The following is a 15,924-nucleotide window of genomic DNA, read 5'->3' as shown; positions in this document are numbered from 1 at the left end:
GAAGCTGTCTTTTTTTATGGTACAATGGATATGGATGTAAGAAGAAAAAAGAGGTGTGAACAGAGTCAAATGAAAATTAGAAAAGCACACATCACAAGCCGGCAGCCAAAGACCTACAATGTATATTTACATGAAAATAAAAAAGAATATAAAACGCTTGTTGCCGTACCTGATATTGAATGGAGTATTTCCATTGCGTACGAGGACGAAAAAGAGCAGCTGATCCATACGCTCGAGCAATCCTTAATGGAAAGAGCAGAAACAGACGAAGCCCGTGAACTTGCACTAAAGATTGTGCACTGGGTCACAGAAATGTAAATTTTAAAACCAGGAGTGAAAACAGCGATGAAAGAAGAATCCGTAGACTTTTATTTGCAGCAAGGGATATTTGGACATGCTGAAACAAAACCCGATGAACGAAGAATGTTTCTCGGTTCATTAAGGGAACGAGCGCTTCTTGCCCTGACAAAGGGACAGGTATCACGAAATAAACCGTATCAAGAGGTCGAACAAATATTAAAGGCCAACCGTCAGGCCACTGTTCTTTTAAATGGTGAGTTGTCCTATGCTTCTTATTCTCAATATGTGAAAATGGCTAATGCCGCTGGATGTTCCTTTAAAGTGGTGAATCATCATGAGGCACATTCTCCTTTTGGTCTTGTGATAGAGCTGCCGAATGCGGTCAATCAAGAGCACATCTATATCGAAGATGAGCTGTTTCAAAAGGCTTTTTCTCACGAATCTGTTGAATAGGTTTCCCTAGTGAAATGAATAAGCTATAATGAGTCAAAAGAGCATATGGGAGAGATGCGGATGGGCAAAGCATTGATTTGTATTGATTATACCGTTGATTTTGTTGCAGACGATGGAAAATTGACATGCGGAAAGCCTGGACAGGCGATAGAGCCTAAGATCACAGAGATCACTTCTTCGTTTATTGATGAAGGGCACTTTGTCGTCTTTGCAGTCGATCATCATGAGGAGCAAGACCTTTATCATCCAGAGACAAAGTTATTTCCGCCCCATAATATTCGCGGGACAAAGGGAATTGAACTTTATGGAAAACTAAGTTCACTATTTCACACGTCAAAGCATTTAAAACATGTCTACTATATGGAAAAAACAAGATACTCTGCTTTTGCAGGCACTCAATTAGAAATGAAACTGCGCGAGCGTGGCATCACTGAACTTCATTTAGCCGGCGTATGTACCGATATTTGTGTACTTCATACAGCTGTTGATGCGTACAATAAAGGCTTCGAACTTGTGATTCACGAGAATGCTGTGGCGAGTTTTAATGAAGCGGGGCACGAGTGGGCACTTTCTCACTTTGAGCAGTCGCTTGGTGCGAAAGTGGTTAAGTAAGGGAAGGAGAATGGAAGTTGGAGCATCGGTTTATTGACGACAGTTTATCACTACATACAGACCTTTATCAAATTAACATGGCAGAAACGTATTGGAGAGACGGCATTCATGAGAAGAAGGCAGTGTTTGAACTCTTCTTCAGAAAGCTTCCATTTGACAATGGCTTCGCTGTATTTGCTGGTTTAGAGAAAGCGATTGAGTATTTATCGGACTTCTCCTTTACCGAAAGTGATCTAGCGTATTTAAAAGACGAACTCGGTTATAAAAGCGATTTCATTGATTATTTAAGCGGGTTATCCTTTACAGGCTCCCTTCATTCAATGCGGGAAGGCGAAATTGTCTTTGCAAATGAACCAATTATGCGTATCGAGGCAACGCTTGTCGAAGCGCAGCTAATCGAAACCGCCTTGCTGAATATTGTGAACTTCCAGACGCTGATTGCAACAAAGGCAGCTCGGATTAAAGGAATCATTGAAGACGAGACAGCACTAGAATTTGGAACAAGACGTGCACATGAAATGGATGCAGCAATGTGGGGAGCAAGGGCGGCACTCATCGGCGGCTTTCAGGCGACAAGTAATGTTCGTGCTGGGAAGCGCTTCAACATCCCAGTGTCAGGAACACATGCTCACGCACTTGTACAAGCATACCGTGATGAATATACGGCATTTAAAAAATACGCTGAAACCCATACAGACTGTGTCTTTTTAGTCGATACGTATGATACCGTGAGATCCGGTATTCCGAATGCCATTAAGGTAGCGAAAGAATTCGGAGACAAGATCAACTTTATTGGTGTCAGACTTGATAGTGGTGACCTTGCCTACTTGTCTAAAAAAGCTAGAACGATGCTGGATGAAGCTGGATTCCATGACGCAAAAATCATTGCATCAAGTGATCTCGATGAACATACCATCATGAATTTAAAAGCACAGGGTGCCAAAATTGATGTGTGGGGTGTTGGAACAAAACTGATCACAGCATTTGATCAGCCAGCTCTCGGTGCAGTGTATAAGCTTGTGTCCATTGAAGAAAACGGCAAAATGAATGATACCATCAAAATTTCGTCCAACCCAGAGAAAGTGACAACACCAGGACGTAAACGTGTGTACCGCATTATCAACCAATTGAATCATCACTCAGAGGGTGACTACATTGCGCTCGAAGAGGAAGATGTTCATAGTGAGGATAAGCTAAAAATGTTCCACCCTGTGCATACATTTATCAGCAAATTTGTCACAAACTTTGTGGCGAAGGATCTACATGTCCCGATTTTCGAACAAGGAAAACTTGTATATGACAATCCGGATATTCAAACGATTCAAGCCTATGTGCAGGATAGCCTCGGACTTTTCTGGGAGGAATATAAACGAATCAGCAAACCAGAAGAATATCCAGTCGATTTGAGTCAAAAATGCTGGGATAACAAGATGCAGTTTATCCATGACGTGAAAAATAAAATTAAACTAGAGCTTTATGAAAGCTAACGTTGGAAGAAAAGGAGATCATCCAGTCAGGTGATCTCTTTTTTTATTTTTTCACCGATTCAAATTGAACCATAAGCGCAATCATTTGGTATACTGAAAGCACATCTTGTTTGTCATTGCATAAAGGAGGATTGGAGCAGTTGAGGGTGTTTGTTGCGAGACAGCCTATTTTTAACAGAAAAGAACAAGTCGTATCATACGAGCTACTTTATAGAGATAGTGAAACCAATACATATAGCGCTGAAGATGGTGACAAAGCGACAACGGACCTCATTATTAACAGTTTTTTAAATATCGGCATCGAAACATTGACAGAAGGCAAAAGATGCTACATTAATTTCACCGAAAGCTTACTTTCGTCTGATCTGCTCACCTATTTTGATCCGCATCAGCTTGTGATCGAGATATTAGAAAATGTCCCGATTACCCCGGCTCTTATTATGAGATGTAAGGAGTTAAAAAAATGGGGATATACGATTGCACTTGATGATTTTTTTCTAAGCGGATCACATTTCAGTGACAAGTTGCTTGACGAACTCCTCTATTGCATTGATATTTTAAAAATTGACTTTCTAAAGACTACATCGAAAGAACGTAGAAATATTCTACATACCTATAAAAAATATCGACTTCGCTTCCTTGCAGAAAAGGTGGAAACGCGAAGAGAATATGAAGAAGCGCTAGAAGCCGGCTTCCATTTGTTTCAAGGGTATTTCTTTAGTGAGCCGCATGTTATATCAGGACGAGCATTATCAACCAGCTTCCATGCGTACCACCAGCTATTAAATGAGCTGAGCAAGGAACAGCCGAATATCCAGGTCGTGACCCATTTTATTGAAAGTGACCTTTCGCTATCATACCAATTATTAAAAATGCTCAATTCAGGCGGCATGAGGCGTCTTTATCAAATCAAAAGTATCCGGCAGGCGATTATTCTGCTCGGGTTTAATGAAATTCGGCGCTGGATCTTTATTCTTTCATTTAAAGAATTGAATGTTCAAGCCAACTCAAGCCAAAAAGAAATTATCAAAATGTCCTTCATTCGGGCGAAAACGTGTGAACTGATTGCGAGTCGTACCGAACGAGAGCATCCAGCCTCTTATATGCTGACAGGCATGTTTTCTCTCATCGATACACTTGTCAGGGCAGATATCACAGAACTTGTGAAAGAGCTGCCGCTTTCTGATGAAGTTGGCGAGGCACTGCTTGGCTATGAAAATGATTATTCATTTGTACTCGGTGTAGCCAAACGGATTGAACGAAATGAATGGGATCATGAGATGTTAGATGGGAATCTCCCGAAGCAAGAAGCCTACGGATGTTATATAGAAGCCATTGAATGGTGTCATAAAATGTTTGAATCGTAAAAGCCGCTCACGTCAGAGCGGCTTTTTTTGTTATGCCCACTGTAAAAGGAGAAAAAGTCTGCTAGAGGCGAGAGACAAGTAGATACGAATGCCTTCTGGACTAAAGCGGATGTCAATACCACTTTTCACACCGATTTGCTTCAGCATTCGGATGACACTTGCCGAATCAGAGCGCTCAGCAGCCTCCATGATGCGCTGTGCAAACGAAAGCGAGCTGGAAATCTGCTGTGTAATAAGTGAAGCATCAGCAACAAGTCGGGCTGATTCCTTTGCGGCTCGTTGAAACGAGTGGGCATCTACTGGAGGAAAAGTCATAGGCGTGCGCGAATATGCACGGCTCATTGCGGGACCTTGCAAAGCAGGATAAGGAACATAGTAAAACACGTGGTCACCTCTTCTCTCATTGACGTGAAATTGGACGGATATCTGTTCTAAATGTATGTAGAAAATCAGAATAAAGAATCAAAATGATCTTTCTATCTTTATAAATCCAACATAAAAATAGGTACTTTTGCGGTCAATTTCGGTGAATGTCGCCAAAAAATTGCGGTGTCCACAATGGGGTCTGTCGTCTGACCTATAACACGCAAAACCGAGGTTATAGAAGGGATCGTATGTTCTATTGTGAGAGAAGTGTGACGAATGATGCCTATTCTTGTTGCATTAGTGACACAATTCCTTTGAAATTAAGATAAAAGTATGATTTGAAAAGTCAGAAAATGATGAAAAAAGACCTATTGAATTTTGCGGTATCACGCACACATTTTGTGCATACTTTTCGGTGAAAAAATACTCAATTACATTTACACTGTTAGTAATAGATCAAATACTTATGACCCAATCACCATACACAAATACATTGATCTTCCAAAAAAGGAGAGTGGAATCGATGGAAAAGTATGAAATCGAAGAACTTAAACAATTATTATGGAAACTTGAAAACGAAATTAGAGAAACAACGGCTTCTCTTCATAACATTAACAAAAGCATTGATCAATACGACAAATATGAATATGTGAAAATTTCTTAAAGACTTGATAATCATCAAGTCTTTTTTTTATCCAAATACATACAAAAAAAGGATATATTATTATATAATTGTTAAATAGTGATGTCAGTGGACATTTGCTCATGTCTTTTTAGTAAAATAAAAGGCGGAAGGGTGAGGGACAAGACCGAGTATGCTAAACTATCTAGAGAATACAAAAATCAAGCAGAATATGTCTGATTTTATTCAACATGCAGTCAGGCAGAAGGATTTACAAAAGCTGCTTCTAGAATTTACAGATATAAAGAATGAATTTCCCTTTGGGCAATTAGCTTACAAGCATTATGAGGCATTTGGCGGACAAGACAAGCAAGCGATTACACAATTGGCAGCAGGGATTGAACTTCTCATCTTATCAGCCGATATATTAGATGATATCGAAGATCAGGATAAAGATTCGTATCCTTGGATGAAATGTCAGAGCGGAATTGCGATTAATGCGGCGAATGTTCTTTTTACATTGAGTTTTGAAGTCTTTTCAAAGCTTGACCATGCAACAGAGCTGTTAAACAATGTATATTCCTATTCCATTCAGTCAATGCAAGGGCAGCATATGGATATTACACTGGAGCCGAAGAATGAGCAGGATTGTTTAGATATCATGAAGTCAAAAGCAGGATCACTGTTTGTGTTACCCTGTGTGTTAGGGGTTATTTTGGCAACAGGTTCTTTTGAAAAGAATGTAGAAGAATATGCGTATTATCTAGGTATGGCAGAGCAGCTTGAAAATGACTATTTAGGTCTTTTTAATAAAGAGAATATTGATTTTAAAAGAATGCAAACACTACCGCTTGTCTATTTAAAAAATGAATTTAACCCATCCAGTTCAGGCTTGCTCAGTTATTTTCAATCAGAGAATAAGAGCATAGGTTCTAAAGAATTCAAGGATAAATTAAAAGAATCTGGTGTTCAACAATATGTATTTATTATGAGAAACCTCCTCAGAAATAAGTTTAAAGAATCATTCAAGAAACTACATTTAGAGGCTTCTAAAAAGGAAAAGCTGTTACTCTTTTTAATTGGAGATGGAGAAGATGAACATTCAGAAACTGGTTAGTTATCTAGTGGGAAACCCCTCGGCGTTAAAGCAAGTTGCTAATGGAAATGCATCGTTACTTCACGTTGATCAAGTGACTGCGAGTATTATTGTTGAAGGTTTTCAGAAAGAAGATACCATTAGATCAAAAAAATGGAGAGATGCTGGTGAGTATTGAGGCTCTATGCAAAAATTTTACTCGAAATTAACTGTTATTTTAATCATCCTTAGCTTCATTTATGTGATTTATATTTCTTACATCAATGTGTTTAATATCTTTGTAGGAGCAGTCGTTTCGGTGAATAGTGACGGACAACTTGAAATAGAGGATGTTGTTGATTTTACAGACAGTTATTATGCTGGTGTTAGAAAAGGCGATATCATCCTTGAAGTGAACGGTAATAAAGAACCAACCGAAGAAGTAAGAAGAGGTTATTTAGCAAACGTCAAAAGTTTAGTTGTTGATAGACATGGTGATGAAATTGTCATAGAGAATGTGAGGTTATTAAGTCAAGAAAATCTATTTATCTACTTAATACCGATCATTTTTTATTCAATCTGTCTATTTTGTATATTTATGATTTTAAAAATCAACAAATCTAGGAAAAAAGAGTCTGCATATATTCTTGCCCTTTTTTTATTGGCTGTTGCTGTAGCATATGTCAGTTCTGGTGGTTCTGGTAAAGGTGAGTATATTAGTGGTTTTATCGTCATTTCTACGATGACTTGTGTACCTCCTTTATATATGCACTTTATGTATCAGTATTTGAAGGAATTGGGTACGAAAATTATTAGTGTACGTGTGCTTCTTTCTTTGTATGCAGTTCCATTTATAAATCTTGTTTTAGAAATTTATTTTAAAAATATGGTTTTAGCTGCTTTCAACTTACTTTCGTTTTTTGCACTTGCATTTATTACGATTATTATCACATTCAGATCAGCTAAAAGGTGGAAAGGCACGGAAATTGGTAATGTCCTTAGTGCATTTGGACTTGTCTTAATCACGTCATTCAGTCCTTTTATGCTGTTCTTTATCATTCCATATTTTTTTCATAAGTATTTTATTTCGCCTTATATTCTTGCTTCGTTTGCATTATTAATTCCGTTTTTCTTAGTCTATCAATTTATGTCAAATAAATTGTATAATGTGGATTTCTTTATGGGGAGGATCAAATATTACTGCCTTTTAGCCATTACACCAACTATAGTAGTGGTTATCATATTTGATTTCATTCAAAAACCTAGTGCTAACTTTTATACAGTGAAGTTTACGATTATCACGTATATTCTTATGTTGACAGTCTTTTACTTTAAAGAAATCATCGATTTTCGCTTTCGCCTGAAGCGTTTTTCAGAGAAGCATAATTATCAGGACAGTGTGTTTAAATTTACGCAGCTCATTCGCGAGGCATCATCACTTCACCAAGTGTTATATCATTTGAAATACACCATTTTAGAAGTGCTAGTTGTTAATAAAGCCTTTGTGCTTGAAGTGAAGCCAGATGGACAAATAGAAGAGATTGATGAATCTTCAGGTGATAGTGAGCTATGGAAAAAGTATGTAGACCAATTTCAAGAATTATTAGGTGAAGTTGGAAAAATCGTCGGGCTTGATAAAGGGTTCATGATGAAAATTGGCGAGCGGGGCGGTCACTCTTTTGTGATTTGCTGTTTATCTAATTTACGGATACCAAAATTGACGCGTGATGAGATTTCTTGGCTGAAAACATTGGCATTTTATACAAGTGTCAGTTTAGAAAATGTCGTCAAGATTGAAGAATTGATGGAGCATCTTGAAGATTTGAAGCAGCGTGAAGCGAATCCAGCTTGGCTGAAAAAAGTCATGTTTGCGATGGAAGAAAAGCAGCGATCAGATTTAGCAAGAGATCTTCATGATTCTGTGCTGCAGGATTTGATATCACTGAAAAGGCAGTCAGAGATGTTTTTAACGAATTTCCAAAATGACCAATGCCCGACTTCTATTGAACAATCGCTTATCTCATGGAATGAGCAAATGTCTAAGGTGATTCAAACCACGAGAGAAACATGTCATGAACTTCGGCCGCAGCTACTTTATGATTTAGGTCTAGTGAAGGCGATATCGAAGCTGACTTCTCAAATCCAGGAGGAAGCACCGTTTCATATCCGGCTGAATACGACACGTTTTGATAAAGAGCTGGACATTGATTCCCAGCTGAATATTTACCGGATTGTTCAAGAACTGTTATCCAATGCCTTGAAACATTCTCAAGCCAGCCAAGTGCTCGTAATGCTGATTTGTATTAAAGATCAGGTTGTTCTTCACTACGAGGATGATGGAGTAGGCTTTGACGCAAGCCATCTTGATCAGCACACCATGAGCATGGGCCTCTCTGGGATCAGAGAACGAGTCAAGGCGTTAAATGGGAAGCTTCACATTCATACCGCACCTGAAAAAGGGCTGAAGGTGAAAATTGAAATGGAATTGTAACGATTTATTAAGGAATAAGACTTGGCATCTGCCAAGTTTTTTATATAAAATGGAAGTGAGTGATTTAAAGGGAGGAAGACATGAAGAAGATATTGGTCATTGATGATCATCCGGCTGTCATGGAAGGGACAAAAAGCATATTAGAATCAGATCAGCAGCTATCAGTCGATTGTTTAAGTCCTGATGCAGAAGCCGCCTTTTTAAAGACGCATGACTTTTCCATCTATGATGTGATTTTGATGGATTTAAATCTCGGGGATATCAATGGAATGGACATTGCGAAACAAATTCTAGAAACCAACCAACAAGTGAAAATCATCATTTATACAGGGTATGAAGTAGATGATTATTTTGAAGAGGCCATTCGGGCTGGATTGCACGGTGCAATTAGTAAAACAGAGACAAAAGACAAAATTATTGAATACATACACCGCACATTGCAAGGAGAAGTTGTCATTCAGCTATCCTATTTAAAGAAATTAATTTCACAGCAGCAAGAAAAGCCAGAACAGGCGCAGGAGACCGATCACGAGCTGTTAACAGAGCGAGAGTGTTTGATCCTCAGAGAAGTGGAAAAAGGATACACGAACCAAGAGATTGCCGATGTGCTGCATTTGAGCAAACGCTCGATTGAATACAGCTTGACGTCCATCTTTAATAAGCTGAATGTTGGCTCTCGAACCGAAGCGGTGTTAATTGCAAAATCTGAAAGTGTGCTGTAAACGTGTGAAGGGAGAGAACCCTGATGGAAGTGAATGGATCAAATACACTGCTTGAGGCACTGGGGATTGAGATTGTAGAGTGTAATGAGTCTCGATGCGTAGCAACAATGCCAGTCGATCACAGAACAAAACAGCCATTTGGACTGCTGCACGGAGGAGCTTCTGCTGCTCTAGCAGAAACAGTGGCAAGCATGGGAGCTGCGGCTCATTTAGACTTAACTCAGCAAGTTTGCTCAGGGATTGAAATCAATGCCAATCACTTAAAATCTGTACGTGGTGGAGTAGTGACAGCGACGGCTGTTCCTGTACATGTCGGGCGCCGTACAATGGTATTTCAAATTGATATTAAAGATGATCGAGACCGGCACATCTGTACGTCAAGATGCACACTTGCTGTCATTGATCGCATATAAAAAAGCTCCCGGTGCAGCGGAAGCTTTTTTTAGGTTGAATTGATTCATAAAAAGAAGATCCTCGCATGTGAGGATCTTCTTTCGGTTTATAAGTACGAGTCTTCTTTGCGTTTAATCACGAAGTTACGAAAACCACCATAATCATCCTGTACACTTCGTTTGTCCATCTTGACACCAGTATTGTAGGCGGCTCTTCCGATCAAGTGTGCGCCGACCGGAGCTGTTAAAAAGATAAAGACAATCCCAAGTAGAATCTTCGCAGAAATAATGCCTGCAAGAAACCATTCGTGAAAGAATACCCCAACTAATATGAGGACAACACCAAGTGTCGATGCTTTTGATGCAGCATGCATACGTGTATAAACATCCGGCAGGCGAAGAACGCCAATGGCTGAAATGAGACAAAGGATGGCGCCAAGCAGGATAAAGAAAATGACAATAGCTTTAGCGATGACGATCATTTTCAATCACTTCCCCTTTCTCAAGGAATTTGGAGAAAGCGACAGTGCCGATAAAGGCAAGGATACCGAGCAGTAAAATAATTTCAAAGAACGTTGTCGTTTTCAGCAAAATAGAAACGATAGCTGTCATCCCAATTAAATTGATTCCTATCGCATCAAGCGCACTTACACGATCAGGAATAGAGGGCCCTTTGATAACCCGTATCACAAAAAGAAAGGTGGATAGCGCAAGAATGCCAAGTGAAATTTGTAATATGAGCTCCATTACTTACCGCTCACCTCCTGAATCGCTTTTTCAAATGAAACCCGGATATCGTGAATGGCTTTTTCTGCATCTTCAATATCCATCGCGTGAATGTATAAAATGGAACGATCATCAGAAATATCAATGACGAGTGTACCTGGTGTCAATGTAATCATATTAGCCAGTATGGTGATTTCCCAATCCGTTTTCAAATCTGTACGAAAGGCGAAAATACCGGGCTTAATGGTGAGCTTTGGAGATAATACGGTCTTTAATACACTTAAATTGGCAAGAAGCAGCTCCCGAATAAAAATCAATACGAGCTTGAAAATCGCAAACAGGGCATAGCCGTAAAAACGCTGCGGGAAAAACCGCCGAAGCATAAAAATGGCGACCATCCCTAGTACAAAGCCTGATACAAAGTCTGCGGCTCTGTATGTATCATTCATAAACATCCATGTAAAGGCGAGGAGAGCGTTTAGTAATATTTGAAAGGCCATGTTCATCTACTCCTTCAGCACAGCTTGAATATATTTTTCTGGTGTTGAGAGCATTTCCGCTGCTTGATTGATATAAGGGGCAATGAACTCTGTCCCTAACCCAATGGCAAGCGACAAGATCACAAGCAGTACGCCAGGGTACACCATTCCTTTAATCGACGGTTTCCTTCTTCGCATATCTTGATCCTCGCCCCAAAATGCGAGTATGAAGATCCTCATAATCGAATACAGGACAAGAAGGCTGGACATTAAGACAAGGATAGAAAAGGTCATGTGTCCAGCAGAAAATCCACCTTCTACAATCTTTAGCTTTCCAACAAACCCACTCAGAGGAGGAATTCCTGCTAGGGATAAAGCCGAAATGAAAAACATCCACCCTAGTAAAGGCTGAGATTGAATCAGTCCGCCCATCTTTTTCAAGTGATTGGTGCCAGCGTATACAAAAAGTGCACCTGCCAGCATAAATAAAGCGCCTTTAATCACCATGTCATGAATGAGATAATAAATGGCCCCTTGGAGTGAGGCAGGTGTATTGGCTGCAATCCCAAACAAAATGACCCCAACTGCTGTGACAATGTTATAGATGACGATCTTTTGCACATCAGAATAGGCAATAGAGCCAATCACACCGAATATCACCGTTAGTGCGGCAAACCAAGCCATGAGTGTATGTGTAAACCCTGTATCATGTATAAAAATTAACGTAAAGACTCTGGCAATCGCATATAAGCCAACCTTTGTCAGCAGTGCACCAAATAGAGCAGAAATAGCCGCTGGCGGTGCATGATATGATCCTGGCAGCCAGAAATAAAGCGGGAAGATCCCAGCTTTTAAGCCAAATACAATGAGGAACAGAATAGAAATGACAGTGATTAATCCTGTTTGCCCTGATTCAGCTATTTTCACACTTAAATCAGCCATATTCAAAGTGCCCGTGACTGCATATAAGCAAGCGACACCGACAATAAATAATGCCGACGAGATGATATTAAACACAATATATTTGAGTGATTCTCGAAGCTGAGGCTTTGATCCGCCTAACACAATGAGCATATAAGACGCCATTAGCAGCAACTCAAAAAAGACAAACAGGTTGAAAATATCGCCTGTTAAAAAGGCCCCACTTACGCCAGCTAACAAAAATTGTACGCCAGAGTAATAGAAAAGCCGCTCCTTTTCCTTCCCAATTGTTTGAAAGGAGAATAGAACTGTCACTAGTCCAACAACGGAAGCGGTGAGCACAAGGAGCGCAGCAAACTGATCGGCCACAAGGGCAATCCCAAATGGTGCTTTCCAGCCTCCTAAATAGAGAGTTTGAATCCCATTAGTAAAGATGGTTTGGACTAAATACACATTACAGACAATGGCTAAGAGCGAAGCAAACACACTAAAGCCTCTCGACAGCATGATGTTCTTATTCATAAAGATCAATAGTGTAGCAGCTAATAATGGAATTAAAATTGGCAGGATCACGAGATTATTCATGCTGATCATTTCCTCTCATTTGATCCATGTCATCTGTTCGCAGCTCTTGGAAGGCACGGAAGGCCATGACAAGTAAAAAGGATGTCACACCAAAAGCAATGACAATGGCTGTTAAAATTAATGCTTGTGGTAATGGATCTACATAGGATGTGAGCCCCTCTTTTAAAATAGGTGGAGCTCCTTTTTTTAAGCCGCCCATTGTCAAAAGAAGCAAATGGACGCCGTGACTTAAAACAGCAGTACCGACGATGACCCGTAGAAGGCTTTTTGAAAGCATTAAATAGGTCGCCGCCATAAAAATAATACCGACGATAATAGACATTAGAAATTCCATTATTCCTTCTCTCCAATCGTTTGAATAATGGTCATGGTGACACCGACAACAACTAAATATACACCGATATCAAACAGTACGGCTGTCGCCAGTTCTGTTTTCCCTAAAAACGGCAGTTGAAAATAATCAAATGCATGGGATAGAAAAGGTGCACCGAATAGAAAGGATCCCATACCCGTCAGGATCGCGACGAGCAGCCCGGTCGCTGCAACATAAATAAAATTAAAGGGCAGAATACGTCTCACTGTTTTCAGATCGTAGGCTAAGAGCAGAAGGACGACAGCACTGGCACTCATCAGGCCGCCAATGAACCCCCCGCCAGGATTATTATGTCCCGCAAGAAATAAGTGAAGGGAAAAAAGCAAGATGATGAATGCTGTGATTTTTGTTGTGACTTGTAAGAGCATATCATTCGTATCAATTTTCCTCATCGCCGCACACCTCTCTTCCGTTTTCCTTGTGCCTGTGCCTTTAATAATCCATAAATACCAAGTGCCGCAATCGCCAGCACGGTAATTTCAAACAGTGTATCAAAGCCCCTGAAATCTACAAGAATGACATTGACAATGTTGTCGCCGCCAGCAAGTTTATAGCTGTTTTCAATAAAGTAAGTTGAAATGGACTCAAGTGACTGCTGACTTGTGGAAGCAAAAGCAAGACAAGTGACAGTGAGACCAACACCTATTGAAATGATCAAATTGGTTAATTTGAATTTTCTCGTTTTTTGCTTCAAGCTCAGCTTCGGCAAATGATAGAAGCAAAGTAAAAACAGTGCGACAGAAATCGTTTCAATAATCAGTTGTGTCAGGGCAAGGTCAGGTGCTCTGAAAATCACGAAGAATAATGACAGCGTGTATCCCATGACACCTAGAGCAATAATGGCAGTTAAGCGTGAGCGGGCGAATACAGTCGTGACCGTCGCCGCCACCATCACAAGTGAAAGAATGGCTTCATACGTGCCAATTGGCGCAGCTTTTTCTGTTTCAAATGAGAAAGCTTGCTGATAGAACATCACGCTGCCAAGTACGATAATCATGAATCCAAACACATAGACAAGGTAATCACGAAGGAAACCGGTCATATAGCTGTTTGTCAGGCGGTATGAACCTTTTTCTAAACCGATTAGAGAACGATCGTATAACGTGTTAAATGACCATTTTTCCTTAAATATATTGTACATTGGACGCCATTTTGACAACGTTAAATAGCCGATTGTACCAAGTACAACAACACCTATCGTCATATAGAGCTCTGGCTGGAAACCGTGCCACGCTTCAATTTTTACTGCAAAACGGCTTCCTGTTTCAATGGCTTCCGGGATGATCGCAGCAATCGCGGGTTCAATGACCGAGTAAGCAAGAATATTTGGGAAAAAGAAGAAAGTGACCACAAGTGCAGCGAGAATGATTGGCGGGATGAGCATGCCAATTGGTGCTTCATGCGGCTTTTTCTCTAATTGATCTAACTGAAGATTGCCTCTAAATGTTTTAAAGAGAAGCATCATACTGTAAATGAACGTAAAGACACTAGCGAGCCAAGCAATTGCTGGAAAAATAGCGCCCCATGTCGAAATATCTGTAAAGTTGATCTCAGAAATACGTAACATACTTGTGAAAAACAGCTCTTTACTTAAGAAGCCGTTAAATGGCGGTAGTCCAGCCATTGAAAATGTACCGATTAGCGTAATCGTAAAGGTAATCGGCATGATGGTCATTAAACCACCTAATTTCCGAATGTCACGAGTACCTGTTTCGTGATCGATAATACCTGCTGCCATAAAGAGACTGCCTTTAAACGTAGCATGGTTAATGAGGTGAAAAATAGCAGCAAGAACGGCTGCGCCAAAAAAGGCAGGGTTGTTTTCATGAATCGCAGCTGCGCCGACGCCAAGCATGAGCATAATCATGCCGAGCTGACTAACTGTCGAGTAGGCCAGAATGGCTTTCAAATCATTTTGCCGGACGGCATGGAATGATCCCCAGAATAATGTGATAAGTCCGACAATGGATATGGTCCAGAACCACACCTCTGATATAGCAAAGATCGGACTGAAGCGGGCAACAAGATAAATACCGGCTTTCACCATCGTAGCAGAATGCAGATAACTGCTCACAGGGGTAGGTGCTTCCATTGCATCAGGCAGCCAGATATAGAATGGGAATTGCGCTGATTTCGTAAAGGCACCTAGTAAGATCAGGATCATGGCAGGGATAAAGTAAGGTGATGCCATAATGAGCTGAAGCTGATTGACTGCTTCACGAATACTGAATGAATCAGTGATCAGGTAGATGAGGATGAAGCCACCAAGCATAGCTAATCCGCCAAAAACAGTAATAAGCAGTGATTTGGTTGCACCATATCTAGAGCGCTCCCGCTTATACCAATACCCAATTAAGAGGAAGGAAGAAATACTCGTTAGCTCCCAAAACAAGTACAGAACCACCATATTGTCAGAGAGAACCACACCAAGCATAGCGGTCATAAACATTAACAAATACGTATAGAAAGAGCCAAGCTGTTCTTTTTCTTTTGATAAGTAGAAAATACTGTACAAGACCACTAGTGCGCCAATACCTGTAATTAATAATGCAAATAACAAGCTAAGGCCATCAACATATACAGTAAAATTCATCCCTAAAGATGGAATCCATTCAGCTTGTGAGAAAAGCGTTCGTCCATTCGAGGTAATGTGTAACATTTGGATGAAATAGGTGAATAAAAGAATCGGCAAGATGAGAACAAACCACCCTGTATGTATACGCCTTACATATTTAAAAAGGAAAGGTACAACAAAGGCGAGTAAAAAAGGTGATAGGATGGCGAAGTGAATAAGCTGCAAGAAAATGAACCTCCTTTGATCAATATAAATTCACGTTCTAAAGAACTGGTAATTAAAATTATATCTTAAATACAGCCATAGTGCATTGGTTTGAAACGATTTCGAGCAAACTGTATTTGTTTTGGGTTCTTTTGACCACAAAAATAATTTTAT

At 40.1% G+C, this 15,924-nt stretch carries 19 protein-coding genes; 11 read left to right on the top strand and 8 right to left on the bottom strand.

Going from position 1 to position 15,924, the window contains the following annotated elements:
- Positions 1 to 69: 69 nt before the first annotated feature.
- The 5 genes from MHB83_RS00615 (at position 70) to MHB83_RS00595 (ending at position 4,219) form a co-directional block, all read left to right on the top strand.
- Positions 70 to 318 carry a YueH family protein gene (locus tag MHB83_RS00615; RefSeq protein ID WP_034660684.1) on the top strand — a complete coding sequence of 83 codons (249 nt, stop codon included), beginning with the start codon at positions 70 to 72 and terminating at the stop codon, positions 316 to 318.
- 27 nt (positions 319 to 345) lie between these two features.
- Complete coding sequence (locus MHB83_RS00610) at positions 346 to 753, top strand: YueI family protein (RefSeq protein WP_050944045.1); 408 nt, start codon at positions 346 to 348, stop codon at positions 751 to 753.
- Positions 754 to 813: 60 nt separating this feature from the next.
- Positions 814 to 1,365 (top strand): isochorismatase family cysteine hydrolase, encoded by a 552-nt coding sequence (locus MHB83_RS00605; protein ID WP_003213138.1) that lies wholly within the window; start codon positions 814 to 816, stop codon positions 1,363 to 1,365.
- A 77-nt stretch (positions 1,366 to 1,442) separates the two neighbouring features.
- Positions 1,443 to 2,852 (top strand): nicotinate phosphoribosyltransferase, encoded by a 1,410-nt coding sequence (locus tag MHB83_RS00600; protein ID WP_229200437.1) that lies wholly within the window; start codon positions 1,443 to 1,445, stop codon positions 2,850 to 2,852.
- A gap of 140 nt (positions 2,853 to 2,992) precedes the next feature.
- Entirely contained in the window at positions 2,993 to 4,219 is a 1,227-nt protein-coding gene (locus MHB83_RS00595; RefSeq protein WP_050944044.1) for an HDOD domain-containing protein, read from the top strand.
- A 30-nt stretch (positions 4,220 to 4,249) separates the two neighbouring features.
- On the opposite strand, the gene MHB83_RS00590 is transcribed toward MHB83_RS00595, so the two are convergent.
- Complete coding sequence (locus MHB83_RS00590; protein WP_050944043.1) at positions 4,250 to 4,603, bottom strand: hypothetical protein; 354 nt, start codon at positions 4,601 to 4,603, stop codon at positions 4,250 to 4,252.
- A gap of 505 nt (positions 4,604 to 5,108) precedes the next feature.
- On the opposite strand from MHB83_RS00590, the gene degQ reads away from it, so the two are divergent.
- The 6 genes from degQ (at position 5,109) to MHB83_RS00560 (ending at position 9,908) form a co-directional block, all read left to right on the top strand.
- Positions 5,109 to 5,249: a degradation enzyme regulation protein DegQ gene (gene degQ, locus MHB83_RS00585; RefSeq protein ID WP_003213123.1), complete on the top strand. Its 141-nt coding sequence runs from the start codon at positions 5,109 to 5,111 to the stop codon at positions 5,247 to 5,249.
- Positions 5,250 to 5,400: 151 nt separating this feature from the next.
- Entirely contained in the window at positions 5,401 to 6,324 is a 924-nt protein-coding gene (locus MHB83_RS00580) for a polyprenyl synthetase family protein (protein ID WP_322000331.1), read from the top strand.
- Complete coding sequence (gene comX, locus MHB83_RS00575; protein ID WP_342496544.1) at positions 6,293 to 6,481, top strand: competence pheromone ComX; 189 nt, start codon at positions 6,293 to 6,295, stop codon at positions 6,479 to 6,481. The genes MHB83_RS00580 and comX overlap by 32 nt, the downstream gene beginning before the upstream one ends.
- 6 nt (positions 6,482 to 6,487) lie before the next feature.
- Positions 6,488 to 8,773, top strand: coding sequence for an ATP-binding protein (locus tag MHB83_RS00570; RefSeq protein WP_253622277.1), 2,286 nt, complete (start codon positions 6,488 to 6,490; stop codon positions 8,771 to 8,773).
- An 80-nt stretch (positions 8,774 to 8,853) separates the two neighbouring features.
- Positions 8,854 to 9,495, top strand: a complete 642-nt coding sequence (locus MHB83_RS00565; protein ID WP_003213500.1) for a response regulator transcription factor — start codon at positions 8,854 to 8,856, stop codon at positions 9,493 to 9,495.
- 23 nt (positions 9,496 to 9,518) lie between these two features.
- Entirely contained in the window at positions 9,519 to 9,908 is a 390-nt protein-coding gene (locus tag MHB83_RS00560; RefSeq protein WP_340866485.1) for a hotdog fold thioesterase, read from the top strand.
- An 86-nt stretch (positions 9,909 to 9,994) separates the two neighbouring features.
- Here MHB83_RS00560 and mnhG read toward each other — a convergent pair whose 3' ends face one another.
- The 7 genes from mnhG to MHB83_RS00525 are packed head-to-tail and all read right to left on the bottom strand — an operon-like array spanning position 9,995 to position 15,771.
- The gene (mnhG, locus tag MHB83_RS00555) at positions 9,995 to 10,369 is read right to left on the bottom strand and encodes a monovalent cation/H(+) antiporter subunit G (protein WP_003213369.1); all 375 of its coding nucleotides are present in this window, start codon (positions 10,367 to 10,369) and stop codon (positions 9,995 to 9,997) included.
- Positions 10,353 to 10,634 carry a Na(+)/H(+) antiporter subunit F1 gene (locus tag MHB83_RS00550; protein ID WP_003213177.1) on the bottom strand — a complete coding sequence of 94 codons (282 nt, stop codon included), beginning with the start codon at positions 10,632 to 10,634 and terminating at the stop codon, positions 10,353 to 10,355. Before MHB83_RS00550 ends, mnhG begins: the two co-directional genes overlap by 17 nt.
- Positions 10,634 to 11,113 (bottom strand): Na+/H+ antiporter subunit E, encoded by a 480-nt coding sequence (locus MHB83_RS00545; protein ID WP_044140819.1) that lies wholly within the window; start codon positions 11,111 to 11,113, stop codon positions 10,634 to 10,636. The genes MHB83_RS00550 and MHB83_RS00545 overlap by 1 nt, the downstream gene beginning before the upstream one ends.
- A gap of 6 nt (positions 11,114 to 11,119) precedes the next feature.
- Positions 11,120 to 12,598, bottom strand: a complete 1,479-nt coding sequence (locus MHB83_RS00540) for a Na+/H+ antiporter subunit D (protein ID WP_034620106.1) — start codon at positions 12,596 to 12,598, stop codon at positions 11,120 to 11,122.
- Complete coding sequence (locus tag MHB83_RS00535; RefSeq protein ID WP_003213576.1) at positions 12,591 to 12,932, bottom strand: Na(+)/H(+) antiporter subunit C; 342 nt, start codon at positions 12,930 to 12,932, stop codon at positions 12,591 to 12,593. Before MHB83_RS00535 ends, MHB83_RS00540 begins: the two co-directional genes overlap by 8 nt.
- A complete protein-coding gene (locus tag MHB83_RS00530; protein WP_034620105.1) occupies positions 12,932 to 13,363 on the bottom strand; it encodes a Na(+)/H(+) antiporter subunit B in 432 nt (143 codons plus the stop codon). The genes MHB83_RS00535 and MHB83_RS00530 overlap by 1 nt, the downstream gene beginning before the upstream one ends.
- Entirely contained in the window at positions 13,360 to 15,771 is a 2,412-nt protein-coding gene (locus MHB83_RS00525; protein ID WP_339205992.1) for a Na+/H+ antiporter subunit A, read from the bottom strand. Before MHB83_RS00525 ends, MHB83_RS00530 begins: the two co-directional genes overlap by 4 nt.
- Positions 15,772 to 15,924: the final 153 nt, after the last annotated feature.

It is taken from the genome of Bacillus sp. FSL K6-3149, from assembly GCF_038630515.1.
Classification (GTDB): Bacteria; Bacillota; Bacilli; order Bacillales; family Bacillaceae; genus Bacillus; species Bacillus pumilus.
The sequence above is the reverse complement of the archived record's forward strand: the minus strand, read 5'-3'. Positions and strand labels throughout refer to the sequence as shown.